General features: G+C 72.2%; 22 protein-coding genes and 1 pseudogene. 10 read left to right on the plus strand and 13 right to left on the minus strand.

What is annotated here, in order from left to right:
- Nucleotides 1–47: 47 nt before the first annotated feature.
- From galE to idi, 4 genes are all read left to right on the plus strand, one after another.
- A complete protein-coding gene (galE, locus tag HET64_RS02050) occupies nucleotides 48–1028 on the plus strand; it encodes a UDP-glucose 4-epimerase GalE (protein WP_215101555.1) in 981 nt (326 codons plus the stop codon).
- 180 nt (nucleotides 1029–1208) lie between these two features.
- Nucleotides 1209–2150 carry a cation diffusion facilitator family transporter gene (locus HET64_RS02055; protein WP_215101557.1) on the plus strand — a complete coding sequence of 314 codons (942 nt, stop codon included), beginning with the start codon at nucleotides 1209–1211 and terminating at the stop codon, nucleotides 2148–2150.
- A gap of 239 nt (nucleotides 2151–2389) precedes the next feature.
- A complete protein-coding gene (locus tag HET64_RS02060) occupies nucleotides 2390–3655 on the plus strand; it encodes a bifunctional class I SAM-dependent methyltransferase/N-acetyltransferase (RefSeq protein WP_215101559.1) in 1266 nt (421 codons plus the stop codon).
- A gap of 147 nt (nucleotides 3656–3802) precedes the next feature.
- Nucleotides 3803–4396 carry an isopentenyl-diphosphate Delta-isomerase gene (gene idi, locus HET64_RS02065; RefSeq protein WP_047179836.1) on the plus strand — a complete coding sequence of 198 codons (594 nt, stop codon included), beginning with the start codon at nucleotides 3803–3805 and terminating at the stop codon, nucleotides 4394–4396.
- Between the two features lie 27 nt (nucleotides 4397–4423).
- On the opposite strand, the gene HET64_RS02070 is transcribed toward idi, so the two are convergent.
- Both HET64_RS02070 and HET64_RS02075 read right to left on the minus strand, forming a co-directional pair.
- Nucleotides 4424–4879, minus strand: a complete 456-nt coding sequence (locus HET64_RS02070) for an ATP-binding protein (protein ID WP_215101560.1) — start codon at nucleotides 4877–4879, stop codon at nucleotides 4424–4426.
- A 146-nt stretch (nucleotides 4880–5025) separates the two neighbouring features.
- Nucleotides 5026–5649, minus strand: a complete 624-nt coding sequence (locus HET64_RS02075; RefSeq protein WP_215101562.1) for an HdeD family acid-resistance protein — start codon at nucleotides 5647–5649, stop codon at nucleotides 5026–5028.
- A gap of 80 nt (nucleotides 5650–5729) precedes the next feature.
- Between HET64_RS02075 and HET64_RS02080 the strand changes: the two genes are divergently transcribed.
- Nucleotides 5730–6494, plus strand: coding sequence for an enoyl-CoA hydratase/isomerase family protein (locus HET64_RS02080; RefSeq protein ID WP_215101564.1), 765 nt, complete (start codon nucleotides 5730–5732; stop codon nucleotides 6492–6494).
- Here the strand turns inward: HET64_RS02080 and HET64_RS02085 are convergent.
- Nucleotides 6484–7119: a DJ-1/PfpI family protein gene (locus HET64_RS02085; protein ID WP_215101566.1), complete on the minus strand. Its 636-nt coding sequence runs from the start codon at nucleotides 7117–7119 to the stop codon at nucleotides 6484–6486. The two genes, HET64_RS02080 and HET64_RS02085, sit on opposite strands and share 11 nt — an antisense overlap.
- 35 nt (nucleotides 7120–7154) lie before the next feature.
- A complete protein-coding gene (locus tag HET64_RS02090) occupies nucleotides 7155–8126 on the minus strand; it encodes a GlxA family transcriptional regulator (protein WP_215101568.1) in 972 nt (323 codons plus the stop codon).
- A 161-nt stretch (nucleotides 8127–8287) separates the two neighbouring features.
- On the opposite strand from HET64_RS02090, the gene HET64_RS02095 reads away from it, so the two are divergent.
- Together HET64_RS02095 and HET64_RS02100 are read left to right on the plus strand one after the other, a co-directional pair.
- Complete coding sequence (locus HET64_RS02095) at nucleotides 8288–9157, plus strand: hypothetical protein (protein ID WP_215101570.1); 870 nt, start codon at nucleotides 8288–8290, stop codon at nucleotides 9155–9157.
- Between the two features lie 190 nt (nucleotides 9158–9347).
- The gene (locus tag HET64_RS02100) at nucleotides 9348–11798 is read left to right on the plus strand and encodes a Tex family protein (RefSeq protein WP_215101572.1); all 2451 of its coding nucleotides are present in this window, start codon (nucleotides 9348–9350) and stop codon (nucleotides 11796–11798) included.
- A 60-nt stretch (nucleotides 11799–11858) separates the two neighbouring features.
- Here the strand turns inward: HET64_RS02100 and HET64_RS02105 are convergent, their stop codons facing one another.
- Nucleotides 11859–13496 (minus strand): ABC-F family ATP-binding cassette domain-containing protein, encoded by a 1638-nt coding sequence (locus HET64_RS02105; RefSeq protein ID WP_215101574.1) that lies wholly within the window; start codon nucleotides 13494–13496, stop codon nucleotides 11859–11861.
- A 116-nt stretch (nucleotides 13497–13612) separates the two neighbouring features.
- Between HET64_RS02105 and HET64_RS02110 the strand changes: the two genes are divergently transcribed.
- Nucleotides 13613–14545, plus strand: a complete 933-nt coding sequence (locus HET64_RS02110) for an FAD-dependent oxidoreductase (protein WP_215101576.1) — start codon at nucleotides 13613–13615, stop codon at nucleotides 14543–14545.
- A gap of 134 nt (nucleotides 14546–14679) precedes the next feature.
- Here HET64_RS02110 and HET64_RS02115 read toward each other — a convergent pair whose 3' ends face one another.
- Together HET64_RS02115 and HET64_RS02120 are read right to left on the minus strand one after the other, a co-directional pair.
- Nucleotides 14680–16446 carry a BCCT family transporter gene (locus tag HET64_RS02115; RefSeq protein ID WP_215101579.1) on the minus strand — a complete coding sequence of 589 codons (1767 nt, stop codon included), beginning with the start codon at nucleotides 16444–16446 and terminating at the stop codon, nucleotides 14680–14682.
- Between the two features lie 73 nt (nucleotides 16447–16519).
- On the minus strand, nucleotides 16520–17905 hold the full coding sequence (locus HET64_RS02120; protein WP_215101581.1) for a M14 family metallocarboxypeptidase: 1386 nt from the start codon (nucleotides 17903–17905) through the stop codon (nucleotides 16520–16522).
- 247 nt (nucleotides 17906–18152) lie between these two features.
- Here HET64_RS02120 and HET64_RS02125 point away from each other — a divergent pair, with 247 nt between their 5' ends.
- Nucleotides 18153–19712, plus strand: coding sequence for a M1 family metallopeptidase (locus HET64_RS02125; protein WP_215101582.1), 1560 nt, complete (start codon nucleotides 18153–18155; stop codon nucleotides 19710–19712).
- A 30-nt stretch (nucleotides 19713–19742) separates the two neighbouring features.
- Here the strand turns inward: HET64_RS02125 and HET64_RS02130 are convergent, their stop codons facing one another.
- Nucleotides 19743–20642: an oxygenase MpaB family protein gene (locus HET64_RS02130; protein WP_215101584.1), complete on the minus strand. Its 900-nt coding sequence runs from the start codon at nucleotides 20640–20642 to the stop codon at nucleotides 19743–19745.
- A 120-nt stretch (nucleotides 20643–20762) separates the two neighbouring features.
- Entirely contained in the window at nucleotides 20763–21239 is a 477-nt protein-coding gene (locus HET64_RS02135) for a macro domain-containing protein (protein ID WP_215101586.1), read from the minus strand.
- Between the two features lie 132 nt (nucleotides 21240–21371).
- Between HET64_RS02135 and HET64_RS02140 the strand changes: the two genes are divergently transcribed.
- Nucleotides 21372–22103 carry a MerR family transcriptional regulator gene (locus HET64_RS02140; RefSeq protein WP_215101588.1) on the plus strand — a complete coding sequence of 244 codons (732 nt, stop codon included), beginning with the start codon at nucleotides 21372–21374 and terminating at the stop codon, nucleotides 22101–22103.
- A 24-nt stretch (nucleotides 22104–22127) separates the two neighbouring features.
- Here the strand turns inward: HET64_RS02140 and HET64_RS02145 are convergent, their stop codons facing one another.
- From HET64_RS02145 to HET64_RS38635, 4 genes and pseudogenes are all read right to left on the minus strand, one after another.
- Entirely contained in the window at nucleotides 22128–24299 is a 2172-nt protein-coding gene (locus HET64_RS02145; RefSeq protein ID WP_215101590.1) for a 3-hydroxyacyl-CoA dehydrogenase NAD-binding domain-containing protein, read from the minus strand.
- Nucleotides 24300–24343: 44 nt separating this feature from the next.
- Entirely contained in the window at nucleotides 24344–25558 is a 1215-nt protein-coding gene (locus HET64_RS02150) for an acetyl-CoA C-acetyltransferase (RefSeq protein ID WP_215101592.1), read from the minus strand.
- Between the two features lie 69 nt (nucleotides 25559–25627).
- On the minus strand, nucleotides 25628–26770 hold the full coding sequence (locus HET64_RS02155; protein WP_215101594.1) for an acyl-CoA dehydrogenase family protein: 1143 nt from the start codon (nucleotides 26768–26770) through the stop codon (nucleotides 25628–25630).
- A gap of 8 nt (nucleotides 26771–26778) precedes the next feature.
- Nucleotides 26779–26900 (minus strand): annotated as a pseudogene (locus tag HET64_RS38635) (CoA transferase); the annotation flags it as partial.

Consider the following 26900-nt stretch of genomic DNA (forward strand, 5'->3'; position numbering starts at 1 on the left):
CAAACCGCCGGTCGGCGCCGGTGGGCGGGCGGCTTAGGGTGACGGTCATGACATGGCTGATCACAGGCGGGGCGGGATACATCGGGGCACACGTGGCGCGGGCCATGGTGGCGGCGGGCGAGCGGGTCGTAGTGCTCGACGACCGCTCCAGCGGCATCGTGGACCGGCTGCCGGACGCCGTCACGCTGGTGGAGGGGTCGGCCTCCGACCGGGCCCTGCTGGACCGGGTGCTGGCCGACCACGCGGTGAGCGGTGTGGTGCATCTCGCGGCGAAGAAGCAGGTCGGCGAGTCCGTGGAGAAGCCGCTGCTGTACTACCGGGAGAACGTGGCCGGACTGGCCGTGCTGCTGGAGGCCGTGGTCGCGGCCGGGGTGCCGCGCTTCCTCTTCTCGTCCTCGGCGGCCGTCTACGGCGTACCGGACGTGGACCTCATCACGGAGGAGACACCCTGTCTCCCGATCAACCCGTACGGCGAGACCAAGCTCACCGGCGAGTGGCTGGTGCGGGCCACCGGCAAGGCCCACGGGCTCTCGACCGCCTGTCTTCGGTACTTCAACGTGGCGGGCGCCGCCGCTCCGGAACTCGCGGACACCGGGGTCTTCAACATCGTCCCGATGATGTTCGAGCGGCTGACGCGCGGCGAGGCCCCGCGGATCTTCGGTGACGACTACCCGACGCCGGACGGCACCTGCGTCCGTGACTACATCCACGTCGCCGACCTGGCGGACGCGCACCTCGCCGTCGCCCGGCGGCTGGACGGAGCGGGCGCCGGCGACCTGACGCTGAACGTCGGCCGGGGCGAGGGCGTATCGGTCCGGGAGCTGGCCGAGGTGATCGGCGAGGTGACGGGCGGCCACGGCCCGGAGCCGGTGGTCGAGCCGCGCCGGGCCGGTGACGCCCCGACGGCGGTGGCGTCGTCGGCGCGGATCACCGAGGAGCTGGGCTGGGCGGCGCGGCGGAGCGTGCGCGAGATGGTGGAGTCGGCCTGGGAGGGCTGGTGCCTGCGCCACCCCGAGGCTCGTTCATGATCGGTCACGGGTGGCGTCGGTGATCGCGCCGACGCCCTGACCTGCGGAACGTTTCCGCAGGTCAGGGCACATGACAACGGTGTTCAGTGCCGTGTTGCCCGATACCCCCCGCCCGTAGTTCACTGGCCATGCCGGGGCGGTTTCGCCCCGCGCCGTCGCACGGACCTGGAGGCGTTTCGCATGGGGGCTGGCCACGATCACGGGCACACGCACGGCGGGCCGCCCCCGACGGGCACGGCGGCATCCGCGTACCGGGGCAGGCTCCGGGTGGCCCTGGCGATCACGCTGAGCGTGATGGTCATGGAGATCGTCGGCGGGGTGCTCTCCGACTCGCTGGCCCTGATCGCGGACGCCGCCCACATGGCCACCGACGCCCTGGGGCTCGGGATGGCGCTGCTCGCCATCCACTTCGCCAACCGTCCGGCCGGGCCGAACCGCACCTTCGGCTTCGCCCGCGCGGAGATCCTGGCCGCGCTCGCGAACTGTCTGCTGCTGCTGGGGGTCGGCGGCTATCTGGTCTTCGAGGCGGTCGAGCGGTTCATCACCCCGGCCGAGACGAAGGGCGGCCTGGCCATCGCGTTCGCCGCCGTCGGCCTGGTGGCCAACATCGTCTCCCTCTCCCTGCTGACGCGCGGGCAGCAGGAGAGCCTGAATGTACGGGGCGCGTATCTGGAGGTGCTGGCCGACACCCTGGGCTCGCTCGCCGTGATCATCTCGGCGGGCGTCATCATGGCGACCGGCTGGCAGCCCGCCGACCCGATCGCCTCCCTGGTGATCGGCCTGATGATCGTCCCCCGGACCGTGAAGCTGCTGCGGGAGACCCTGAACGTGCTCCTGGAGGCGGCGCCCAAGGGTGTGGACATGGCGGAGGTACGGGCCCACATCACGGAGCTGCCCGGCGTCCTTGACGTCCACGACCTGCACGCCTGGACGATCACCTCGGGGATGCCGGTGCTCTCCGCCCACGTGGTGGTGCGCCAGGAGATGCTCGACTCGATAGGGCACGAGAAGGTGCTGCACGAGTTGCAGGGCTGTCTCGGGGACCACTTCGACGTGGAGCACTGCACCTTCCAGCTGGAGCCGAGCGGTCACGCGGAGCACGAGGCGCGGCTCTGCCACTGAGGCGCCCCCGGGTGCGGGCCGAGCCGGTGCTAGGGTGGTTTCGCTGAGACGTTCGAGTCTCGCGGTGGAGCGGAACCCGGTGACACCGGGACCCTTTCGAGAGGAGCTGAGGTTGATGACGGTCGCGACGACGCCTTCCCGGCGCGGCAATCGGTCCTTCCTCATCTCCCGGGTCTCCGGCTAGGTCCGCTTCTTTCTCCCGGATCGGGTCGGAACCCTCACACCCAAGGGTTCCCACGTTGACCGACTACACCGACGCCTCGCGCACCGAGGCGTTCTTCACCCTGCACCACCGTCTTCCCCGGCAGAGCCCCGGCTCCGACGCGACCACGCGTCGGCTGCTCGCTCTCACCGGCCCGCTGCCCGACCGCCCGCGCGTCCTCGACCTGGGCTGCGGTCCCGGCCGGGCCGCTCTGCTGCTCGCCGCCGAGGCGGGCGCCGAGGTGACCGCGGTCGACCTGCACCAGCCGTTCCTGGACGAGCTGCGCGAGGCGTCCGGGGCCCGTGGCCTCGGCGACCGTGTCCGTACCGTCAGGGCGGACATGGGCGACCTCACCGGGCCCGCCTTCCCCGCGGGGTCCTTCGACCTGATCTGGGCCGAGGGCTCCGCGTACTGCGTCGGGTTCGACACCGCCGTCCGCGACTGGCAGCGCCTGCTGGCCCCGGGCGGCGCGATGATGATCTCCGAGTGTGTCTGGACCACGGACACGCCGTCCGCCGGGGCGCGCGACTTCTGGGACCGCAACGGCTCCCCGCGCACCCTGCCGGAGACCACCGCGGCGGCCGTCGCCGCCGGCTGCACGGTCGACGCCGTGCTGGTCCAGCCCGAGAGCGACTGGGACGAGTACTACGTACCGCTCGCCGAACGGGTCGCGAGCGCCGACCCCGGCACTCCCGGCATGGAGTGGGCGCTCGCGGCCACCCGTGAGGAGCTGGCGGTGCGGCGGGAGCACGGCACGGAGTACGGCTACGCCGCGTATGTGCTGCGCCCGGCCGATCCCCGGTGGAAGACCCGTCCGGAGACGCCGGAGGACCGTGCGGCCGTGCACGCGGTCAACACGGCCGCGTTCCCCACCCGGGACGAGGCGGACCTCGTGGACGCCCTGCGGGCCGACCCCGAGGCCTGGCTGCCGGGGCTCAGCCGTGTCGCCGAGGCCCCGGACGGTTCCCCGGCGGCGTACGCGCTGCTCACCCGCTGCCGGGTCGGCGACGCCCCGGCGCTCGCCCTGGCCCCGGTGGCCACCTCTCCCGCGTACCAGCGGCAGGGCGCGGGGCAGGCCGTGGTGCGGGCGGTGCTGGACGCCGCCCGGGGGCGCGGTGAGGCGCTGGTGCTGGTGCTCGGTCATCCCGAGTACTACCCGCGCTTCGGTTTCGTGCCGGCCTCGCGCTACGGGATCCGGCCGGGTTTCGAGGTGCCCGACGAGGCGATGATGGCCCTGGTTCTGGATGATTCCGTCCCTGTTCCGGCGGGCGTGATCCGTTATCCGGCGGCCTTCGGGGTCTGACGCTCCGTCCGCCCCGCCGCGCTCCCGGGGCGCGGCGGGGCGGACATGCCCGGCCCCGCAGTGCGGACAAGCGGCTTTTGTACGGCAGACTTGACCGGACTCCAGGGGCCCGGCGCACGAGGCCGGGGACCAAAGCGAAGGATGGGTATGCCGACCACACCAGCCACCGCGACGCACAGCTCGTCGAACGGCACCGCAGAAGCGATCATGCTCGAACTGGTCGACGAGAACGGCACCACGATCGGCACCGCGGAGAAGCTGGCGGCCCACCAGGCCCCCGGGCAGCTGCACCGCGCGTTCTCCGTGTTCCTCTTCGACGAGCAGGGGCGGCTCCTGCTCCAGCGCCGGGCACTCGGCAAGTACCACTCCCCCGGTGTCTGGTCGAACACCTGCTGCGGGCACCCCTATCCGGGCGAGGCCCCGTTCGCGGCCGCCGCCCGGCGTACGTACGAGGAGCTGGGGCTCTCCCCCTCGCTGCTGGCCGAGGCCGGAACGGTCCGCTACAACCACCCGGACCCCGCGTCGGGACTGGTGGAGCAGGAGTTCAACCACCTGTTCGTGGGGATGGCGCAGACGGCGGTGAAGCCGGACCCCGAGGAGGTCGGGGAGACGGCCTTCGTGACGGCGGCGGAGCTCGCGGAGCGGCACGCGCGGGCGCCGTTCTCGGCGTGGTTCATGACCGTGCTGGACGCGGCACGGCCGGCGATCCGTGAGCTGACGGGCCCCTCCGCGGGCTGGTGAACCCCCGCTCGTCTCCGTACGGGGCGGTCAGAGCTGCGTCTTCAACGGCAGCGCCGCCCAGATGATCTTCCCGCCGCTCGCGGTGTGCTCGACGTCGCAGGTGCCGCCCGCCTCCGCGGTGATCACCTTGACGAGCAGCAGGCCCCGGCCACCGGTCTGCGCGTAGTCCGTCTCCAGCGCAGTGGGCCGGTAGGGGTGGTTGTCCTCGACCGAGACTCTGACCCAGTCGGCGGCGATGGCCACCTCCACGGCCAGTTCGGGTGAGAGGAGCGCCGCGTGCTTGACGGCGTTGGTGACCAGCTCCGAGACGATCAGCAGGAGCCCCTGGAGGATCTCGTCCTCGATCGGCACGCCCTGCCGGTCGAGGAGGTCACGTACGGCGTGCCGGGCGCTCGGCACGGACGCGTCCACGGCGGAGGCGGTGAAGCGCCACACCCCCTCGTACGACACGGGGTCGGCAGGGGCACTCCCGAGGCTCTCCATCGTCCGGCACCAGCTCTCACTCGCACTGCACTGACCGTCGAGTAAAGAGTGTTGGGAATGGCCTGGTCCGGACCGTGCTACTGGTCGGAAGTAGCCAGGTATCGGCGCTATTTGACCAAACATGCGTGACCCTGGCGGCCCAGGGACTACTTTCGCTCGTCTTCTGGTGACTTGATCGGCTCGTCCGAGGATGCGGCCGTGTCATCGAGCCGCTCCGAGACCATGCTGACGATGCGCCGGCCGCCCACGCCGATGGCGATCAGGCCGAGTCCGTCGAACAGCAGGGCCAGCGAGAAGAAACAGCCGAGAACGTAGAGGCTGCTGTGCGGCCAGTCGAACAGCACCAGCAGGCCCAGCAGCAGGCCGAAGGCGCCCTGCAGCAGCGTCCACCCCATCTGCGGACCGCGCACGACAACGCTGCCGACCAGCCGGAAGACCCCGCCGGTCAGGAAGAGCAGGGCGGCGAACATGGTCAGCGCCTCGGCCGTGCCCTCGGGGTGCTTGATGACGACGACGCCCGCGGCGATGTTGAGGGCCGCGACCACCACGCCCAGCCAGAAGTAGTTCGTACCGCGTGACTCGATCGCGTGCAGCAGTCCGACCAGGCCGCCGACGAGCAGCAGCCAGCCGAAGAGCAGCATCGAGGTGAGCGTGGCGACGCCGGTGTAGACGAGGCCGATGACGCCCGCGATCACCAGCAGCGTGCCGAGCAGCGCGAGCCAGCCGAAACTGCGGCTGAGCTTCCGGCCCTCGGCGGTGGATTCGTTCATCGACGACTCCTTACGGTGCGTGCCCGCCCCGCGACCCCTTCTTGATCATAGGTTCGAACCCTCCGGATAGCATCCGGCGCATGGACCCCACGGAACCCCGCCTGATCACGTCCTTCGAGCGCGGCGTCGCCACGGTCGTGATCGCGAACCCCGCCAAACGCAACGCGATGACCACCGCGATGTGGCGGGGTCTGCCGGAGCTGCTGCAGCGGCTCGCGGCCGATCCGGCGGTCCGGGCGCTGGTGCTGACCGGAGCCGGGGACACCTTCTGCGCCGGCGCCGACATCTCCACGCTGCGGGAGGGCGCGGACACCGCCCAGGGCCTGGCGGTGGCGGCCGAGGACGCGCTCGCCGCGTTCCCCCTGCCGACGCTGGCCGCGGTGCGCGGCTACTGCGTGGGCGGCGGCGGCCAGCTCGCCGCCGCCTGCGATCTGCGGTTCGCGGAGGAGGGGGCCTCCTTCGGGGTCACCCCGGCCAAGCTCGGCATCGTCTACCCCGCCTCATCGACCCGGCGGCTGGTCGCCCTCGTCGGCCCGGCCACGGCCAAGCACCTGCTGTTCTCCGGCGAGTTGATCGGCACGGAACGGGCGCTGCGCACCGGCCTGGTCGACGAGGTGCTGCCCGCGGGCGGCCTGGACGAGCGGGTCGAGGAGTACGTACGGGTCCTGGCGTCCCGGTCCCTGCTCACCCAGGCCGCGGCGAAGGAGTTCGCCGCGGGCCGGACGGACCGGGACGCCCACTGGTCCGCCGAGGCGCGGGGCAGCGGTGACACGGCGGAGGGGGTCGCCGCCTTCCTGGAGCGGCGCGCGCCCCGGTTCACCTGGACCGCGGGAGCTACCGGGTGACGTGGCGGCTCCTGGCCCGCCATTCCTCGACGAGGGCCGCGGGGGCCTTCTCCGGCGACCCGCAGTCGTAGGGCGGCTGCGGATCGTACTCCGTGAGCAGCTGCACCGAGCGCGCCACGTCGCCGCCCGCGATCCGGCCGAGCAGGGTCAGCCCCATGTCGATGCCGGAGGAGACCCCGGCGGCGGTGACGTACTTGCCGTCGATGACGACGCGCTCCCCGGTGGGCTCGACGCCGAACTCCTTCAGTGCCTCCAGCGCCAGCCAGTGCGAGGTGGCCCGCCTGTCCTTCAGGAGCCCGGCGGCGGCCAGCAGCAGCGACCCGGTGCAGACGGAGGTCGTCCAGGTACTGGTGGCGTCGACCGAGCGCAGCCAGCCGAGCAGGGCCTCGTTCTCCATCTGGTCGCTCTGGCCGGGTCCGCCCGGGACGATCACCAGGTCCGGGGAGGGCACCTCGGCGAGGGTCTTCTCCGCGACGAGCGCGAGGCTCCCGCTGTCATTGCGGACGGGGCCGGTCCGTTCGGCGGCGAAGACCGGCTCGGCGCCGGGAGCGCGGCTGAGGATCTCGTACGGGCCCACCGCGTCCAGGGCGGTGAAACGGTCGAAGAGCAGGATGGCGATCTGCACGGGAGCTGCCTCTCGGTTCGGTCGGACGGTGCGGTTCAGGTGCTGGACGCGGGGGTGCGGAAGCGGCGGCGGTATTCGGCCGGCGCCGTCGCGAGGGTCTTCACGAAGGCGCGGCGCATGGCTTCCGGGGTGCCGTAGCCACTGGCGCGGGCCACCCGCTCGACGCCGTCGGAGGTGTCCTCCAGGAGCCGGCGGGCGTGCTCCAGGCGGACGCGCTCGACGTACCGCCCCGGGGTCGTTCCGGTCTCCGCCCGGAACGCGCGGGCGAAGTGCCGGGGCGAGATCCGGGCGCGGGCAGCGAGGGCGTCGACCCCGAGGTCGGCGTCGGGGTGCTGGGTGATCCAGTGCTGGACCTCGCGCAGCGGTTCGCTCCGGGCGGTCTGGGCGGAGAGCTGGGCGCTGAACTGGGCCTGGTTGCCGGGGCGGCGCAGGAACACCACGAGGTGCCGGGCGATACCGAGGGCGAGGTCCCGCCCGTGGTCCTCCTCGACGAGGGCGAGGGCGAGGTCGATGCCCGCGGTGACGCCCGCCGAGGTGGCCAGCCGCCCGTCCCGTACGAAGATCGGTTCGGGGTCGACGTGCACGGCCGGGTAGTCGCGGGCCAACTGCTCGCAGTAGTTCCAGTGGGTGGTGACCCGGTGTCCGTCCAGCAGGCCCGCCTCGGCCAGCAGCAGCGCCCCGGTGCACACGGAGACGAGCCGCTCCGCCAGCGGCGCGTGCTCGCGCAGCCAGCCGGTCAGCTCCGGGTGGGAGCCCCGGGTGCCGTGCCCGCCGGGCACCAGCAGGGTGTGCGGTACGGGCGCGTCGGCGAGGCTGCTGTCGGGCATCAGGGTCAGGCCGCTGGTGGAGCGGACGGGGCCGCCGTCGAGCGAGGCGGTCCGCAGGTCGTAGGAGACGCCCGGAGCCCGGGAGGCTCCGGCGAAGACCTCCATCGGGCCGGTGGCGTCGAGACTCTGGATGCCGTCGAAGAGGACGACGAGCACGGTTCGCTGCTTCACATCCACCATCCTGGGCGGGGGGCGCGATGGCCGCAATGACGAGTACCCCACCTTTCCTGCCATCGGCCCGGGCCCTCGACCCGTGTCGGGCCTATCGTGGGCCTGTCCTGGTGGACGTTCTGCTCCCCCCAGGGTTCCAATCCGTACCGACCAGTCGGTAACGTGCCGGTATGAGTACTCTCCCGGCCCGCGCGGAGCGCCGCTGCCACAACGCCGTCAACCCCCTGCACTCCTGTCTCTTCTTCTCCCCCGACCTGGGCGCGGAGATGGCGAAGATCGGCATCGAGGACCAGAGCGCCGCCTATTTCGCGACCCGGGCCGCCGCTCTCGGCGCGGTCGGGGCGGGGACCGTCAGCGCCACCTTCTACAACTTCAACCCCGCGCTGGTGGCCCGCCATGTGCCCGCCGTCTGGGAGACCGCCTCTCCCGACGTGGTCCTGGGGGCCCGGCTGCGGGCGGCGGACACGACGCTGCGCCGGCTGCTCGGCGAGGAGGTCATCGCCTCCGACGCGATGGCGGAGGCGGCCCGGCTCGCACTGCGGGCCACCGAGGCCTGTGCCCCGCACGCCCGCCCGCTGTACGCCGCGCACGCGGATCTGCCGGTGCCCGAGGAGCCGCACCTGGCGTTCTGGCACGCCGCGACCCTGCTGCGCGAGCACCGGGGCGACGCGCACCTCGCCGTCCTGCTCGCGGCCGGCCTGGACCCGCTGGAGTCGCTCGTCAGCCACACGGCGACCGGCAAGGGCATGGCGATCCGCTGGATCCTGTCCTCCCGGGGCTGGCGGCGCACCGACTGGGAGGCGGCGTCCGGCCGGCTGCGGGAGCGCGGGCTGCTGGCCGAGGGCGAGGAGTTGGCGCTGACCGAGGCGGGCACGGCGCTGCGCGCGGAGGTCGAGGAGGCGACGGACCGCATGGACACCGCCCCGTACGAGCACCTGGGCGCGGAAGGTGTGGAGCGGCTCACCGAACTGGGGCGCGGCTTCCTCTTCACGGCCGCCGCCGCGGGGGCGTTCCCGGCCTCGGCGACCGGCCAGGGCTGACCCCGCACCGCCCGGAGCCCTCGCGCGCGCCGCGGGGGCTCCGGGCGTGTTCGTCGAGGTCACGCGACACGGCCCCCGGCCACCCGGCACAATGCAGGCCAGGGGGGACACCCCCGGCAAGCAAGAACGTGCTCATCGCGACACGAGCACGGCCAGCACAGCCAGTACGAGAAGGCGAGTCGGGAAAACCGTGACGACGTCCATCGAAGGCAGGATCGCCGAGGAGCTCGGCGTACGTGAGCGACAGGTCAGGGCGGCCGTCGAGTTGCTCGACGGCGGATCGACCGTGCCGTTCATCGCGCGCTACCGCAAGGAGGCGACCGAATCCCTCGACGATGCGCAGCTGCGCACGCTGGAGGAACGGCTGCGCTATCTGCGGGAGCTGGAGGAGCGGCGGACCTCGATCCTGGAATCCGTACGCGAACAGGGCAAGCTCGACGCCGCGCTGGAGGCGAGCATCCGGGCCGCCGAGACCAAGGCGCGCCTGGAGGACATCTACCTGCCGTTCAAGCCGAAGCGGCGGACGAAGGCGCAGATCGCCCGGGAGGCGGGGCTCGAACCGCTGGCGGACGGGCTGCTCGGCGACCCGTCGGTCGATCCGCTCGCGGCGGCCGCCGCGTTCGTGGACGGCGACAAGGGCGTGGCGGACGCCGCCGCCGCCCTGGACGGGGCCCGGTCGATCCTCACCGAGCGGTTCTCCGAGGACGCCGATCTGACCGGCGAGCTGCGCGAGCGCATGTGGACGCGCGGCCGGCTGGCGGCGAAGGTCCGCGAGGGCCAGGAGGAGGCGGGCGCGAAGTTCGCCGACTACTTCGCCTTCGCGGAGCCGTTCACCGCGCTGCCCTCGCACCGGGTGCTCGCGATGCTGCGCGGCGAGAAGGAGAACGTCCTCGACCTGGTCCTGGAACCGGAGGAGCCGGAGGAGGCCGAGCGGCCGGGCCCCTCCCGCTACGAGAACATGATCGCCCGCCGCTTCGAGATCGCCGACCGGGGCCGCCCGGGCGACAAGTGGCTGGGCGACACCGTGCGGTGGGCGTGGCGGACCCGGATCCAGGTGCACCTGGGCATCGATCTGCGGCTGCGGCTGCGCACGGCGGCGGAGGACGAGGCGGTGCGGGTCTTCGCCTCGAACCTGCGCGATCTGCTGCTCGCCGCCCCGGCCGGGACCCGGGCCACGCTGGGCCTGGACCCCGGATTCCGTACGGGGGTGAAGGTCGCGGTCGTCGACGCCACCGGCAAGGTCGTGGCCACCGATGTGATCCACCCGCACGTGCCCGCGAACAGGTGGGACCAGGCGCTGGCGAAGCTCGCGCACCTCGCGAAGGAGCACGCGGTCGACCTGGTCGCGATCGGCAATGGCACGGCGTCCCGCGAGACGGACAAGCTCGCGGGTGAACTGATCGACAAACACCCGGAGTTGAAGCTCACGAAGGTGATGGTCTCGGAGGCGGGCGCCTCGGTGTACTCCGCCTCCGCGTTCGCCTCGCAGGAACTGCCCGACATGGACGTGTCGTTGCGCGGCGCCGTCTCCATCGCGCGGCGGCTCCAGGACCCGCTGGCCGAGCTGGTGAAGATCGACCCGAAGTCGATCGGCGTCGGGCAGTACCAGCACGACCTGTCCGAGGTGAAGCTGTCGCGTTCGCTGGACGCGGTCGTCGAGGACTGTGTGAACGGGGTCGGTGTGGACGTCAACACGGCTTCCGCGCCGCTGCTTTCACGGGTGTCGGGGATCAGCTCGGGGCTCGCCGAGAACATCGTCGCGCACCGGGACTCCAACGGCCCCTTCCGGTCCCGCAAGACCCTCAAGGACGTGGCGCGGCTGGGCCCGAAGGCGTACGAGCAGTGCGCGGGCTTCCTGCGGATCCGGGACGGCGACGACCCGCTCGACGGCTCCAGCGTGCATCCCGAGGCCTATCCGGTGGTGCGGCGGATGGGGAAGAGCGCGGGTGGCGAGGTGGCCTCGCTGATCGGCAACGCGGAGGCCCTGCGCGCCCTGCGGGCCGCGGACTTCGTGGACGACATGTTCGGGCTGCCGACCGTGACGGACATCCTCAAGGAGCTGGAAAAGCCGGGGCGCGACCCACGACCCGCGTTCCGCACCGCGACCTTCAAGGAGGGCGTCGAGAAGCTCGGCGACCTGGAGCCCGGCATGGTGCTGGAGGGCGTCGTCACCAACGTGGCCGCGTTCGGCGCGTTCGTCGATGTCGGCGTCCACCAGGACGGTCTGGTGCACGTCTCGGCGCTGTCGAGGACGTTCGTGAAGGACCCGCGCGACGTCGTGAAGCCCGGGGACATCGTGAAGGTCAAGGTCATGGACGTCGACGGGCCGCGCAAGCGGATCTCGCTGACACTGCGCCTCGACGACGAGCCGGGCGCGGGCGGCGGTTCCGGCGGCGGGCAGCAGGGCCGCGGCGAACGCGGCGGCCGTCCCCCGAAGCAGCGCCAGGGGCAGAGCCAGGGACAGCCGTCCGGTGGCGGCCAGGGCCGGCAGGGCGGCGGCGCCCGGGACCGACGCGGTGGTGGCGGCGGATCCCGGCAGGGCCAGGGGGCCCCGGCTCCGGCGAACAGCGCCATGGCGGACGCGCTGCGGCGGGCCGGACTGACCGACCCGAAGCAGGGCGGCGGCGGCCGGGGGCGCTGAGGCGGACAGAGGTGGGGGCGGGCCGCCGTGTGCGGCCCGCCCCCGCTCCCGTAGATCCGCTCAGACTTCCTTGACCTGGCCGTCGGCCACCTCGATGCGCCGGGTCGTGCGGACCGCCTCCAGCATCCGCCGGTCGTGGGTGACCAGGAGCAGGGTGCCCGTGTACGTCTCCAGGGCCGCCTCCAGCTGCTCGATGGCGGGCAGGTCCAGATGGTTCGTCGGCTCGTCGAGCACCAGGAGGTTGACGCCCCGGCCCTGGAGCAGGGCGAGGGCGGCGCGGGTGCGCTCACCCGGGGACAGGCTGGTCGCGGGGCGCATCACGTGGTCGGCGCGGAGGCCGAACTTGGCGAGCAGGGTGCGGACTTCGGCCGGTTCCGTGTCGGGCACGGCCGCGCAGAACGCGTCCAGCAGCGACTGCGCGCCGAGGAACAGCTTGCGGGCCTGGTCCACTTCGCCGACGACGACGCCCGAACCGAGCGTGGCGTTCCCGGAGTCCAGCGGCAGCCGCTCCAACAGGGCGGCCAGCAGCGTGGACTTGCCGGCGCCGTTGGCCCCGGTGATGGCGACCCGGTCCGCCCAGTCGATCTGGAGCGAGGCGGGTCCGAAGGAGAAGTCGCCGCGCGCCACTCGGGCGTCGCGCAGGGTCGCGACGACGGATCCGGAGCGCGGGGCGGAGGCGATCTCCATGCGCAGCTCCCACTCCTTGCGCGGTTCCTCGACGACGTCGAGGCGTTCGATCATGCGCTGGGTCTGCCGGGCCTTCGCGGCCTGTTTCTCGCTGGCCTCGCTGCGGGCGTTGCGGCCGAGCTTGTCGCCGTCGGTGGCCTTGCGGCGGGCGTTCTTGACGCCCTTGTCCATCCAGGAGCGCTGCATGTGGCCGCGCGCTTCTAGGGACGCCTTCTTGTCGGCGTACTCCTCGAAGCCCTCGCGGGCGTGTCGGCGGGCGGTCTCCCGCTCCTCCAGGTAGGCCGCGTAGCCACCGCCGTACAGGTTGATCTGCTGCTGGGCGAGGTCCAGCTCCAGCACCTTGGTGACCGTGCGCATCAGGAACTCGCGGTCGTGGCTGATGACGACGGTGCCCGCGCGCAGGCCGGACACGAAGCGCTCCAGGCGCTCCAGGCCGTCGAGGTCGAGGTCGTTGGTGGGTTCGTCCAGCAGGAAGACGTCGTAGCGGGAGAGGAGCAGCGAGGCGAGTCCGGCGCGCGCGGCCTGTCCACCGGAGAGCGCGGTCATGGGCCGGTCGAGGCCCACGGTCAGGCCCAGTTCGGCGGCGACCTGCTCGGCCCGCTCCTCCAGGTCCGCGCCGCCGAGGGCGAGCCAGCGCTCCAGGGACTCGGAGTACGCGTCGTCCGCGCCCGGGGCGCCGGCGACCAGGGCCTCGGTCGCCTCGTCCATCGTGCGCTGGGCGTCGGCGACGCCGGTGCGGCGGGCCAGGAACGCGGACACCGTCTCGCCGTCGCGGCGCTCGGGCTCCTGGGGGAGGTGGCCGACGGTGGCGGTGGGCGGGGAGAGCCGCAGCTCGCCCTCCTCCGGGCGGTCGAGTCCGGCGAGCAGCCGGAGCAGGGAGGATTTGCCGGCGCCGTTGACTCCGACGAGACCGATCACGTCCCCCGGGGCGACGACGAGGTCGAGCCCGGCGAAGAGCGTGCGGTCGCCGTGTCCGGCGGCGAGGTCCTTGGCGACGAGAGTGGCAGTCATCAGGGTGCCGATCCTAATCGCCGGCGCTCCATGCCCGTCGCCCTGTGCCCCTGGCCTCGGGTTTCCGGTTTCGGTTAGCGTCCGGGCAGCGACGGACGCGTACCGAGGGGACAGGGGTGACCGTGATGGCGGATGTGATCGTGGTGGGCGGCGGGGTCATCGGTCTGACCACCGCCGTGACGCTGGCGGAGCGCGGGCTGCGGGTGCGGGTCTGGTCGCGCGATCCGGCCGGGGCGACGACGTCTGCCGTGGCGGGGGCCCTGTGGTGGCCGTACCGGATCGAGCCGGCGGAGCGGGTGGGCGACTGGTCGCTGGCGACGCTGGCGGTCTACGAGGAGCTGTCGGGCGCCCCGGAGGAGACCGGCGTACGGCGGGTGGCGGGGCTGCACGGCGGGGAGCGGCTCGCGGCGCTGGGCGACTGGTCGGCCGGGCTGAAGGACGCCGTGGAGGTGCCCGAAGGGCTGCGGGTGACCTTGCCGCTGCTGGACATGCCCGTCCATCTGGCGTGGCTGGAGCGGCGGCTCGCGGCCGCGGGCGGCGCGGTGGAGCGGCGGGCGGTGACGGGGTTCGGCGAGGCGGCGGAGCGGAGCCCGGTGGTGGTGAACTGCACGGGGCTCGGGGCGCGCGAGCTGGTGCCCGACGCCGGGGTGCGGCCGGTGCGGGGACAGTTGGTCGCGGTGGAGAATCCGGGGATCGAGGAGTGGTACACCGAGGCGGATCCGGCGTCGGCGGCGACGACGTACTTCTTCCCTCAGCCGGGCCGCCTGGTGCTGGGCGGTACGGCCGAGGCGGACGATCCGCGCACCGAGCCCGACCCGGGGACGGCGCGGGAGATCGTGGCGCGGTGTGCGCGGATCCGGCCGGAGATCGCCGGGGCCCGGGTGCTCGGGCACCGGGTGGGGCTGCGGCCGGCGCGGGAGGCCGGGGTGCGGATCGAGGCGGAGGCGCTGCCGGGCGGCGGTCTGCTGGTGCACAACTACGGGCACGGGGGCGCGGGCGTGACCGTGGCCTGGGGGTGCGCGCGGGCGGCGGCGGCGCTGGTGGGCTGACCGGGGCGCGCCGGGTGGTGCACGGGCCCGCCGGGAGCGGGCCCGCCCGGGTGGGACACGACGTACCGGAGCCCGCGGCCTGTCGGCGGTCGCGGGCTCCGGTTCGGGTAGGGAACGGACGGGCGGTTCCCCGGTCAGTCGGAGGGGCGCTTCTCCGTGGCCGTGGAGCCCGATCCGGTGGCGTCGGGCTTGTGGCGCTCGTCCGTGATGGTCGTGGTCCCGGGGCCGATGCGGATCTCGAAGTCGCCGTCGTACTTGGCGTGCCCCTCGATCACCGCGGACTCGACCGCCTCCACGCCGAACTCCTGGCGGACGATCTGCGGGTCCCTGCGCAGGTCCCGCATCAGGGCCACGCACATGCCGATCATGACGAGGGCGAAGGGGGCGGCCACCAGGATGGTGAGGTTCTGCAGCCCTTGGAGGGCGTTCTCCTCGCCGTCGCCGATGAGCAGCATGATCGCGGCCACGGCCCCGGTCACGACGCCCCAGAAGATCACGACCCACTTGCCCGGTTCGAGGACGCCCTTCTGGGAGAGGGTGCCCATGACGATGGAGGCGGCGTCGGCTCCGGAGACGAAGAAGATGCCGACCAGGACCATCACCAGAATGCTCGTGAACGTGGCGATCGGGAACTCCTGGAGGACGCCGAACAGCTGCGCCTCGGGGGTTTCGGCGCCGCCGAGCTTCCCGGCCTCGTCCAGCTTCATGGCCGAGCCGCCGAAGACGGCGAACCAGATCAGGCTGACCGTGCTGGGCACCAGGATGACGCCGCCGACGAACTGACGGATCGTGCGTCCGCGGCTGATCCGGGCGATGAACATGCCGACGAAGGGCGTCCAGGAGATCCACCAGGCCCAGTAGAAGACGGTCCAGCTGCCGAGCCAGTCGGCCACGTCACCGCCGCCGGTCGCCTCGGTGCGTCCGGCGAGCTGCCCCAGGTCGGTGATGTACGCGCCGAGGGAGGTGGGCACCAGGTCGAGCACGAAGATCGTGGGACCGGCGATGAAGACGAACACGATGAGCAGGAGGGCCAGCACCATGTTGATGTTGGACAGCCACTGGATGCCCTTCTCGACGCCCGAGACCGCGGAGGCGACGAAGGCGACGGTCAGCACGGCGATGACGGTGACGAGCAGTCCGGTGCCCGCCTTCTCCAGCCAGTCCAGTTCCTGGATGCCGCTGCCGATCTGGAGCGCTCCGAGGCCGAGGGAGGCCGCGGAGCCGAACAGGGTGGCGAAGATGGCCAGGATGTCGATGACGCGGCCGACGCCGCCGTAGGCATGACGCTTGCCGATCAGCGGTTCGAAGACCGCGCTGATCGTCTGCCGCCTGCGCATCCGGTAGGCGCTGTAGGCGATGGCGAGCCCGACCACGGCGTAGATGGCCCAGGGGTGCAGCGTCCAGTGGAAGAGCGTGGTGGCCATCGCCGTCTGCATGGCCTCGGCCGAGTCGGCGGGGTCGGTGCCCGGCGGCGGGGTCCGGAAGTGTGCGAGGGGCTCGGCGACGCCCCAGAACATCAGCCCGATGCCCATACCGGCGCTGAACATCATCGCGATCCAGGAGATGGTCCGGAACTCCGGCTTCTCGCCCTCCTGGCCGAGGCAGATCTTTCCGTACCGGCTGACGGCCAGCCACAGGGCGAAGATGACGAAGGCGGACGCGGCCAGTATGAAGGCCCATCCACCGTTGTGGATCAGCCCGGTGAGCAGCTTCCCGGAAACGGTCTCCAGGGAGTCGGTGGCGGTCGCGCCCCAGACGACGAAGGCGAGGGTGAGCACCGCCGTGACACCGAACACCACCCGGTCGGTGGTCGGGGTCCTGGTACTGAGCGGTTCGGGGGGAAGGTCCGCCGTGACCGACAGCACTTCCCGCCCGTCCGTTGTCTGGTCGTCCTGGGACACTAATGGCACCTTTCACCGAGTCTGAAAAACGCTCTCCGTAGGCAGTACCACACCTGCCCCGGATCTCGAAGGATCAACAAGCAGTTCTGGCTTGACCGTTTGTGAGGTGATATGTCGCCCGCTGATCGAGAAGCAGCGGAATCAGGCGTCGAGCCGACTGACGCAAGGGCACAAACGCGCCACTCTCCTCCGGCCGGGCCGAGACGCCGTGCAGGGCCAGTTCGTCCTTCACCGCCGCGTACTGGGACGCGTCGAGCCGGTAGCCGCACGGTGGGTCGGTGAGGACCTCCGCCGGCTCGGCCGGGTCGTTGTCGGCGCCGCCGAGGTACACGGGCCCCCGGTCGGCGAGGCCGGTCAGGCGCGCGAGGGCGGTGGCCGTCCGGAGCCGGGCGCGCTGCTCGTCGGTGAAGGCGAAGAGACCCCCGAGCGCCGTCTGCTGGGAGTGGACCCGGCGCCGGTGGTTGAGCGCCTGATCGTCCTTCTCCGCGTCGCTCAGCGCGTCGATCCGGGACTCGATGAGCAGGCCGACGGCGTGTTTGAGGCCGGAGGTGTTGCGCAGGATGCGTTCCTGACCGTCGCCGGCGACCTGCTTGACGGGCTCCCCGGTGGCCGGGTCGGTCCAGATGCCGTAGTGGCCGTTGCTGTAGCCGCCCGCCGTCGCGGCGGGGCGGACGTACCGCTCGGAGAGGGTGCGCGAGACGTCGTGGACCCGGTCGTCGACGTTGAGATTCCGCGGCCACAGCGCGAACAGGTCCTTGTCGTAGTACGGCGGGGTCGCGCCGTACTCGTGCAAGTCGTAGATCACCTGGGGCCGTTCGTCGCGTACGACGGTGGCGACGGCCCGCGCCTCGGCGGTCTCCAGGGCGATGTGGTCGCGGTTGACGTCGACCCCGTCGGCGTTGCCGCGGGTGTCGGCGGCGCGTCCGTCGGGGTTGGCCGTGGGCAGCACCAGCAGGGTCGTGCGGGCCAGGAAGGCGCGGGTCGCCCGGTCCTCGGCGAACGCCAGGTCACGGATGGTGGTCAGACAGGCCTCGCGCCCGGCGGGCTCGTCCCCGTGCTGGCTGCAGATCAGGAGCACCGTGGTGGCCCCGGGGCGTTCCTGGCCGACGCGTACGAGGCGCAGGGGGCGGCCCTGACCGGTGGTTCCGACGCGGTCCACGGAGACCCGGTCGCTCCCCCGGTCCACCGCGGCGAGGAAGGACCGCTCCTCCGCCTCGCCGGTCCAGCGGGCCCCCTCGCTCGTCTCGAACCCGGTGCGCGGCGGGCGGTGGGCGGCCTCGGCGGGCGCGATGGCGAGCGGGAGGGCCAGTCCGGCGAGTGCCGCCGCCACGGCCGTCCGGCGCAGCGCTCTCGCCCCGCGGCGCGCGGACGCCGACCGCGGCCGGGCGGGGCCGGCGACCGGCGCGAGCCACGGGTGCGGGCTGAGCAGGCGGAGCGCGCGAGAGATGCGAGGGGTCATCAGCGGCCTCCGGAACATGGGGGGGCGGGCGCCGTGACGCCCGTCCGGCTGTCGGCAATGTGCGGACGTTACCCCGGTCAACTCCTGGGCAACAGGGGTTGATCACTGCTGTCGTGCGGGCCGTCCGTGACGACGGAATGGCGATCGTGTGACAGAGGCGCCCGGAACGGCACGTCCTGCTCCGCCCCGTGCATAGCCTCATGAAGACCGGTCGGAAGATCATCCGACCCGACCATGTGGAGTGTGCGTGCACCGCAGATTCATCGTCCCCGGCGCACTGGCGGCCACCCTTCTGCTGGCGATCCCGGCAGTGGCCTCACCGGGCACCGTGGGCGCCCCGGGTATCGGCGACCCCTACTACCCGGCCGCCGGAAACGGTGGCTACGACGTGTCCCACTACGACCTGCGGCTGAAGTACCGGCCGACGACCGACCTGCTGGAGGGCACGGCGACGATCCTCGCCACCACCACGCAGGAGCTGTCCCGCTTCAACCTCGACTTCGGACTCGACGTCTCCGAGGTGCGGGTGAACGGCAGGACGGCCCGTTTCGCCACGAGCGGCGACCACGAACTGGAGGTCACCCCGGCGGCTCCCCTGACAAAGGGCAAGGACATCTCCGTCGTCGTCCGGTACGCCGGGAAGCCTTCCGAGCTGAAGATCAACGGCTGGACCGCCTGGGCCCGGACCCCGGACGGCGGGGTCGCGGCGCAGGAGCCGGAGTCGGCCGTGTGGTGGTACCCGAGCAACGACCACCCCCTGGACAAGGCGACCTACGACGTGTCGGTCTCCGTTCCGGACGGCACTCAGGCGATCAGCAACGGGGTGCTCCAGTCGCAGAGTTCGAAGCTCGGCTGGACCCGCTTCAACTGGCGCTCCGACAAGCCGCAGGCGACCTATCTGACGACGCTCGCCATCGGCAGGTTCGACATCACGACCGACAGGACGGCGGACGGCCTGCCGGTCCTGAACGCCTACAGCAAGGACCTGGGAGCCAACGCCGGTGCGGCCCGCGCCAGCATCGAACGGACCACCGAGGTCGCGGAGTGGCTGACCGGGGTGTTCGGCCCCTACCCGTTCAACGCGCTGGGCGGCTACGTGCCGAACGTGACGAGCGGCTTCGCCCTGGAGACCCAGACCAGGCCCTTCTACAGCCCCAAGCAGTTCGCGGGCGGCGCCAACGTATCGGTCGTCGTCCACGAGCTGGCCCACCAGTGGTACGGCGACAGCGTCTCCGTCGACGGCTGGAAGGACATCTGGATCAACGAGGGCTTCGCCCGCTACAGCCAGTGGCTCTGGTCGGAGAAGGAGGGCGAGGGCACCACGCGGGAGCTGGCGGACTACACCTACGCCCAGCACCCGGCCGACGACCCGTTCTGGAAGGTGAAGCCGGGCGACCCGGGCCCGGACAAGCAGTTCGACATCGCCGTCTACGACCGGGGCGCGCTGGCCCTCCAGGCGCTGCGCAACGAGGTCGGCGACGCCGCCTTCTTCGAGCTGCTGAAGGGCTGGCCGGCCGAGCACGCGTACGGCAACGCGAACGTCGGCGACTTCGTCCGGTACGCGGAGCGGGTCTCGGGCAGGCCGCTCGCCGCGCTCTTCGACACCTGGCTGTACCGGCCGTCGCGCCCCGCGCTTCCGGCGGCGGCCGACGCGGGGGTCGCCGAGGGCGCGCTGTCGGCTCGGACGGCGGCGCGGGTCGAGCGCCCCGCCTCCTGGCAGAAGATCGCGGCGACGAACACCGTGCACGACCACGGTGACCACGGTGATGGGGCCGGCCGGGAGCCCCCGGGCCACGACCACCGCTGACCTGTCCCGGGGCGTCGGAGCGGCGGGCGTTCAGCCGTTCCGACGCGCCTCGGCGGCGCGGGCGCCCCGTCCCGCCGTACGCGACGCGGCGCGGGCCGCTCGCGCCCGGGGCAGATAGCGCAGCCGCTCCGGGAGGACGGGGACGACGACCCGCAGCACCGCGCACATCCGGCGCAGCCGCTTCTCCTGGTCCGGGGTCCACGGCAGGCCGATGGCCATGCGGGCGTCGGGCGGCATGAGCCCGATGGTGACGAACCGGCGGAAGCGGGCCAGCGGCGGCAGCAGCACCGGCCACAGCGCCCGCAGCAGGAGCCGGAGCGGCCACGGCCCCCGGTCCGGCGGCGGGACGGGCTGGTCGGTGGCGAGGAGTTCCCGGACGACGGCGGTCGCCTCGATCTCCCCCGCGAGCATCTTCTCCCAGTACGGCCAGAAGTCCTCGATGGTCCGGGGCATGTCCCGGTCGTGGATGCCCAGGATCCGGCCGACCTGGAGCCACTCCGCGTACAGGGCACGCTCCTGGGCGGGACTCATCGGGCGGATCAGATACCGGGCCGCGTGCTGGTAGACGGGGAAGCCGGTGGCGTGGACCCAGGCGTAGTTGGCGGGCGTCAGGGCGTGGTAGCGGCGGCCGCGGGTGTCGGTCCCCTGGATGGTGCGGTGCAGGACCCGCAGCCTGCGGCCCTCCGCCGCGGCCTCCGCGCCGCCGTAGACCCAGAGCTGGAGCGAGCGCAGCGAACGTTCACCGCGCCCCCAGGGATCCGTACGGAAGACGGAGTGCTCGTCGACGCCGGCGCCGACGGCCGGGTGGGCGACCTGAAGGGTGAGGGCGGCGGGCAGCATCAGCAGGGCGCGGATGTCCCCGGACAGGCTCCACAGCACCCCGCCGGGCGGAGGCGGCTCGGGTTTCTTCGCGTCGGTCGCGCTGCTCATCGGTGCTCCCGCGGTCCCGGCGGGCCTGCCGTGCGCTGCCCGTCCCCTGTCCCTCTCCTCCATGATCCCTCGCCCCCGGGAGAACCCCTGGGGCGGGGTCGGGGGCCGCCGACGGCCCGGTCAGTCGTGGTCGTACACCGTCACCGGCAGGCCGGCGGATATCAGGCGTCGCTCGATCAGCGGCTCGATCCTGGTCCACTTGCCGCCCGCGAGCCCGCAGCCGATCCGGGGCATATGGACCGAGGCCCCCAGCTCGCCCGCCTCGAGGGCCACCGCGCCGAGCGCCGTGTCGATCGCCTCGTACCGCACGGGCACCCCCTTGCTACCGGTGCGCATGCCCCGCTGGCCGATCATGTTGGCCACCCAGAGGTAGGGCCCCACCCGCACGAACTGCGCCGCGCCCAGGGCGAAGCCGTTGCCCGCGCGCTCCCGGTGCCAGCGCCGGTAGGCGGCTTCGGGCTCCGGCCAGCGGCGGGAGAGGGCCAGGACGAAACCCTTGCCCCAGCCGCCCAGGTCGTTGCAGACGTGGACGATCAGCTTGACGCCCTTGCCCTGCGGCGCGGTGGCGTCCCCCCGTACGTAAGTGATCTCCGGCATGACCTCACCGTACGGGCCGCCACTGACAACGGGCCCGGGGTGGACGGCGGGGCGATGGTGCCGGAGACTTTCACAGTGTTGGTGAGACACCAGCACTGTCCGATACGCGGATCCGACCGGCGGGGAGCATTGATGGCGACGGGGACCGACGAGCCGACGCTCACGGTGGACGAGCTGGCGGCGCGGGCCGGTGTCACCGTGCGCACCGTGCGGTTCTACAGCACCCGGGGCCTGCTGCCGCCCCCGGTCATCGGGCCCCGCAGGGTCGGACACTACGGGCCGGACCATCTCGCGCGGCTCGCGCTGATCGAGGAGCTCCAGCAGCAGGGCATGACGCTGGCGGCGATCGAACGCTATCTGGAACAGCTGCCGCCCGACCTGAGCGCCCACGATCTGGCGATCCACCGGGCGCTGGTCGCGTCCTGGGCGCCGGACCGGACCGAGGACTTCTCGCGGGCCGAGCTGGAGCGGCGGGCCGGGCGGGTGCTGTCGGAGGCGGATGTGGAGCGGCTGGCGGCGATGGGGGTGCTGGTCCGGCCGCAGGAGGACGGCGGCGCGTACCGGGTGGATCCGGGGCTGCTGCGGCTCGGGGTGGAGCTGCTGGACGTGCCGATCGCGCACGAGACGATCCTGGCGGCGCGGACCGTTCTGCTGGAGCACACCCGCTCGGCCGCCCAGGAGATGACCCGGCTGTTCCGGGACGAGGTGTGGAACCCCTATCGGGAGCGTGAGGGCGACCCGGAGCATGTGGCGGCGATGAAGTCGCTGTCCGCCGATATGCAACCGATCGTGGTGCAGGCGCTGGTGACGGCGTTTCAGCGATCGTTGAAGGAGGAGCTGCGGGCCGCGTTCACCGCCGAGTGACGGTGAACGCGGCGCGCGAGCGCGTCAGTCGTGGAAGGTCTCGCCCTTCTCCGCCTTCTCCACCAGCAGCGCGGGCGGCAGGAAGCGGTCGCCGTAACGCTCGGCGAGTTCCCGGGCGCGGGCCACGAAGCCGGGCAGGCCGCCCTCGTACCCGTTGATGTACTGGAGGACGCCGCCGGTCCACGGCGGGAAGCCGATGCCCATGATGGAGCCGATGTTGGCGTCGGCGACGGAGACGAGGACGTCCTCCTCCAGGCAGCGGACACTGTCCAGGGCCTCGGAGAAGAGCATCCTCTCCTTCATGTCCTCGAAGGGGACGTCCGCGTCGGGCTGCGCGAAGTGCTCGCGCAGTCCGGGCCAGAGACCGGCCCGCCTGCCGTCCTCGTCGTAGTCGTAGAAGCCCGCTCCCCCGCTGCGTCCCGGGCGGCCGAACTCGTCGACCATGCGGTCGATGACCTCGTCGGAGGGGTGGCCGGGCCAGCTGCCGCCGGCCTCCTCCACCGCGCGCTTCGTCTCGTCGCGGATCTTGCGCGGCAGGGTCAGGGTCAGCTCGTCCATCAGGGAGAGCACCTTGGCCGGATAGCCGGACTGGGCGGCGGCCTGCTCGATCGACGCGGGCTCGACGCCCTCGCCGATCATGGCGACGCCCTCGTTGATGAACTGGCCGATGACGCGCGAGGTGAAGAAGCCGCGCGAGTCGTTGACGACGATCGGCGTCTTCTTGATGCGTCGTACGAGGTCGAAGGCGCGGGCGAGCGCCTCGTCGCCGGTGCGCTCGCCCTTGATGATCTCGACGAGTGGCATCTTGTCGACGGGCGAGAAGAAGTGCAGCCCGATGAAGTCGTCGGGGCGCGAGACGCCTTCGGCGAGGGCCGTGATCGGGAGGGTGGAGGTGTTGGAGCAGAGCAGCGCGTCCGGCTCGATGACGTCCTGGATCTCCTGGAACACCTTGTGCTTGAGGGCGGTGTCCTCGAAGACGGCCTCGATCACCGCGTCGCAGCCCGCGAGGTCGGCCGCGTCGCCGGTGGGGGTGATCCGGGCCAGCAGCTCGTCGCGCTCCGCCTCGGTCGTACGGCCCCGGGAGAGGGCCTTGGCGAGCGGCTTCTCGCTGTACGCCTTGCCCTTGGCGGCCGCATCGGTGGAGACGTCCTTGAGGACGACCTCGATCCCGGCCTTGGCGCAGGAGTAGGCGATGCCCGCGCCCATCATCCCGGCGCCGAGGACGGCGACCTTGCGGACGGGCCGCTCGGGGATGCCCCCCGGGCGGTTGGCGCCGGAGTTGACGGCCTGGAGGTCGAAGAAGAACGCCTGGATCATGTTCTTGGAGACCTGGCCGGTGACCAGCTCGGTGAAGTACCGGGCCTCGATGGTCAGGGCGGTCTCGAAGTCGACCTGGGAGCCCTCGACGGCCGCCGCCAGGATGTTGCGCGGCGCGGGCATCGGCGCGCCCGCGAGCTGCTTCTTCAGGTTGGCCGGGAAGGCGGGCAGATTGGCGGCGAATCGCGGGTTGGACGGGGTGCCGCCGGGGATCTTGTAGCCCTTGACGTCCCAGGGCTGCCGGGACTCGGGGTTCGCGTCGATGAAGGCGCGGGCCTTCTCGGTCATCTCCTCGGGGGTGGCGGCGACTTCGTGGACGAGGCCGTTCTCCAGGGCACGCCGCGGCGGGTACTGGGTGCCCTGGAGCAGCACCTTGAGCAGGGCGTCGGCGATGCCCATGAGGCGTACGGTCCGGGTGACGCCGCCGCCCGCCGGGAGCAGGCCGAGGGTGACCTCGGGCAGGCCGATGCGGGAGCCGGGGGCGTCGAGGGCGACGCGGTGGTGGCAGGCGAGCGCGATCTCGTAACCGCCGCCGAGGGCCGCCCCGTTGATGGCGGCGACGACGGGCTTGCCGAGGGTCTCGATGCGGCGGAGCGAGGCCTTGATGGCGTTGCCGGCGTCGAAGGCGTCCTGGGCGTTCTCCGGGCCGACCTTGATCATGTCCTTGAGGTCGCCGCCGGCGAAGAAGGTCTTCTTCGCGGAGGTGTAGATGATGCCGCGGATGGAGTCCTTCTCGGCCTCGGCGCGGTCGGCGACGGCCGCGATGGAGTCCTTGAAGGCCTGGTTCATCGTGTTGGCGGACTGGTTCGGGTCGTCGAGGACGAGGGTGACGACGCCGGTCTCGTCCTGTTCCCAGCGGATGGTCGTGCTCTCGGTCATGTCGGTGTCTTCTCCGTAAGCGGGTGGGGCCGGGCCCTGGAAGGTCAGATGCGTTCGACGACGGTGGCGATGCCCATGCCGCCGCCGACGCAGAGGGTGACCAGGCCGAACCGCTGGTCGCGGCGCTCCAGTTCGTCGATGACGGTGCCGAGGATCATCGCGCCGGTCGCGCCGAGGGGGTGGCCGAGGGCGATCGCGCCGCCGTTGACGTTGACCTTGTCCAGGGAGAGGCCCATGTCCTTGACGAAGCGCAGGACGACTCCGGCGAAGGCTTCGTTGATCTCGACGAGGTCGATGTCGTCGATGGTCAGCCCCGCCTTGGCGAGCGCCTTGCGGGTGGCGGGGGCGGGGCCGGTGAGCATGATGGTGGGCTCGGAGCCGGAGACGGCGGCGGAGACGATACGGGCGCGCGGGGTCATGCCGTAGCGCTCACCGACCTCCTGGGAGCCGATGGCGACGAGCGACGCGCCGTCCACGATGCCGGAGGAGTTGCCCGCGTGGTGGACGTGGTCGATCTTCTCGACCCAGTGGTACTTCTGGAGGGCCACCGCGTCGAAGCCGCCCATCTCGCCGATGCCCGCGAAGGAGGGCTTGAGACCGGCGAGGGAGTCGGCGGTGGTCCCGGGGCGCAGGTGTTCGTCGTGGTCGAGGACGAGGAGGCCGTTGCGGTCCCTGACGGGGACGACGGAGCGGGCGAAACGGCCGTCCTTCCAGGCGGCGGCGGCACGTTCCTGGGAGAGCGCGGCGTACTCGTCGACGTCGCGGCGGCTGAAGCCCTCGATGGTGGCGATGAGGTCGGCGCCGATGCCCTGCGGGGCGAAGCCGGTCTCGAAGCTGGTCATCGGGTCCATGGCCCAGGCCCCGCCGTCGGAGCCCATCGGCACCCGGGACATCGACTCGACGCCACCGGCGAGGACGAGGTCCTCCCAGCCGGAGCGGACCTTGGCGGCGGCCAGGTTGACCGCTTCCAGGCCCGAGGCACAGAAGCGGTTCTCCTGGACCCCGGCGACGGAGTCGGGCAGGCCGGCCGCGATGGCGGCGATACGGGCGATGTCGGAGCCCTGGTCGCCGAGCGGGCTGACCACGCCGAGCACGATGTCGTCGATGGCGGCCGGGTCGAGGTCCGGGAAGCGGCCCCGGATCTCGTGGATGAGGCCGACGACCAGGTCGATCGGCTTGGTGCCGTGCAGGGCGCCGTTGGCCTTGCCGCGGCCGCGCGGGGTGCGGATCGCGTCGTAGACGAATGCTTCGGTACTCAAGACAGCTGCCTTTCGAGGGTGGTTGTCGGCCCGGTGAGGGGCGGCTCGGGCCGCCCGGTGAGGGGCGGCTCAGGCGAGCAGCGAGCGACCGATGATCTCCTTCATGATCTCGGTCGTGCCGCCGTAGATGGTCTGGATACGGCCGTCGGTGAACGCCTTGGCGACCTTGTATTCGCTCATGTAGCCGTAGCCTCCGTGGAGTTGGAGGCAGCGGTCGGCGACGCGCTTCTGCAGTTCGGTGGCCCACCACTTGGCCATGGAGGCGTGGACGGCGTCCAGGACGCCGTCGGAGTGGTCGACGATGCACCGGTCGAGGAAGGCCCGGGTGACGGCGCACTCGGTGGCCATCTCGGCGATCTCGAAGCGGATGTGCTGGAGCTTGGAGAGCGGGCGTCCGAAGGCCTCGCGCTCCTTGACGTACCGGGTGGTGATCTCCAGCAGGTGCTCGGCGGCGGCGATCCCCGCGACCGCTATGCCCATGCGCTCCTGGGCCAGGTTGGTCATCAGGTGGATGAACGCGCCGTCGAGTTCACCGAGGAGGTTCTCCTTGGGGACGCGGACGTCGTCGAAGAACAACTCGGCGGTGTCCTGGGACTTCTGGCCGATCTTGTCGAGGTTGCGGCCCCGCTCGAAGCCCTCCGCCCCGCGTTCGACGACGATCAGCGAGAGGCCCTTGGCCCCGCCGTCGGGGGTGGTCTTCGCGACGACGACGACCAGGTCGGCGAGGATGCCGTTGGAGATGAAGGTCTTGGAGCCGTTGAGCAGCCAGTGGTCGCCCCGGTCCTCGGCGGTGGTGCGGATGCCCTGGAGGTCGGAGCCCGCGCCGGGCTCGGTCATCGCGATCGCGGTGATGGTCTCGCCGGAGCAGAAGCCGGGGAGCCAGCGCCGCTTCTGCTCGTCGGTGGCCAGCCCGGTGAGGTAGGGGCCGATGATGTCGTTGTGCAGGCCGATCGCGAGTCCGGGGGCCCCGGCCCGGGTGAACTCCTCGGCGAGGACGGCGCTGTAGCGGAAGTCGTCGCTGCCGCCGCCTCCGTACTCCTCCGGGACGGCGAGCCCCAGCAGTCCCGCGCGTCCGGCGGCGAGCCAGGCGTCCCGGGAGACGATGCCGTCCTGCTCCCACTGCTCGTAGTACGGGAGGACCTCCTTGGCCAGGAAGGCCCGGACGGTCTCGCGGAAGGCGTCGTGCTCCTCGGTGAAGATCTGCCGTTGCACGGGGGCTCCTAGTAGGTGGTGTCGGTCGATTCGGCGGGCCGCAGCGCGGGGACGTCCCAGTCGGCTGCGACGGCGGCCGTGTCGGCGCCGGGCAGGGCGGGCCCGCCGCGTACGGAGACGGGGGTTGCCG

Origin of the sequence: Streptomyces sp. McG3 (assembly GCF_018619185.1) — a bacterium.
In the GTDB taxonomy this organism is placed as follows: domain Bacteria; phylum Actinomycetota; class Actinomycetes; order Streptomycetales; family Streptomycetaceae; genus Streptomyces.

Bases quoted from the DNA above. Each gene is read 5' to 3' on its own strand.
- galE (WP_215101555.1), top strand. From the start codon at position 48: ATGACATGGCTGATCACAGGCGGGGCGGGATACATCGGGGCACACGTG.
- HET64_RS02055 (WP_215101557.1), top strand. From the start codon at position 1,209: ATGGGGGCTGGCCACGATCACGGGCACACGCACGGCGGGCCGCCCCCG.
- idi (WP_047179836.1), top strand. From the start codon at position 3,803: ATGCCGACCACACCAGCCACCGCGACGCACAGCTCGTCGAACGGCACC.
- HET64_RS02070 (WP_215101560.1), bottom strand. From the start codon at position 4,879: ATGGAGAGCCTCGGGAGTGCCCCTGCCGACCCCGTGTCGTACGAGGGG.
- HET64_RS02075 (WP_215101562.1), bottom strand. From the start codon at position 5,649: ATGAACGAATCCACCGCCGAGGGCCGGAAGCTCAGCCGCAGTTTCGGC.
- HET64_RS02080 (WP_215101564.1), top strand. From the start codon at position 5,730: ATGGACCCCACGGAACCCCGCCTGATCACGTCCTTCGAGCGCGGCGTC.
- HET64_RS02090 (WP_215101568.1), bottom strand. From the start codon at position 8,126: ATGGTGGATGTGAAGCAGCGAACCGTGCTCGTCGTCCTCTTCGACGGC.
- HET64_RS02095 (WP_215101570.1), top strand. From the start codon at position 8,288: ATGAGTACTCTCCCGGCCCGCGCGGAGCGCCGCTGCCACAACGCCGTC.
- HET64_RS02105 (WP_215101574.1), bottom strand. From the start codon at position 13,496: ATGACTGCCACTCTCGTCGCCAAGGACCTCGCCGCCGGACACGGCGAC.
- HET64_RS02120 (WP_215101581.1), bottom strand. From the start codon at position 17,905: ATGACCCCTCGCATCTCTCGCGCGCTCCGCCTGCTCAGCCCGCACCCG.
- HET64_RS02130 (WP_215101584.1), bottom strand. From the start codon at position 20,642: ATGAGCAGCGCGACCGACGCGAAGAAACCCGAGCCGCCTCCGCCCGGC.
- HET64_RS02135 (WP_215101586.1), bottom strand. From the start codon at position 21,239: ATGCCGGAGATCACTTACGTACGGGGGGACGCCACCGCGCCGCAGGGC.
- HET64_RS02140 (WP_215101588.1), top strand. From the start codon at position 21,372: ATGGCGACGGGGACCGACGAGCCGACGCTCACGGTGGACGAGCTGGCG.
- HET64_RS02145 (WP_215101590.1), bottom strand. From the start codon at position 24,299: ATGACCGAGAGCACGACCATCCGCTGGGAACAGGACGAGACCGGCGTC.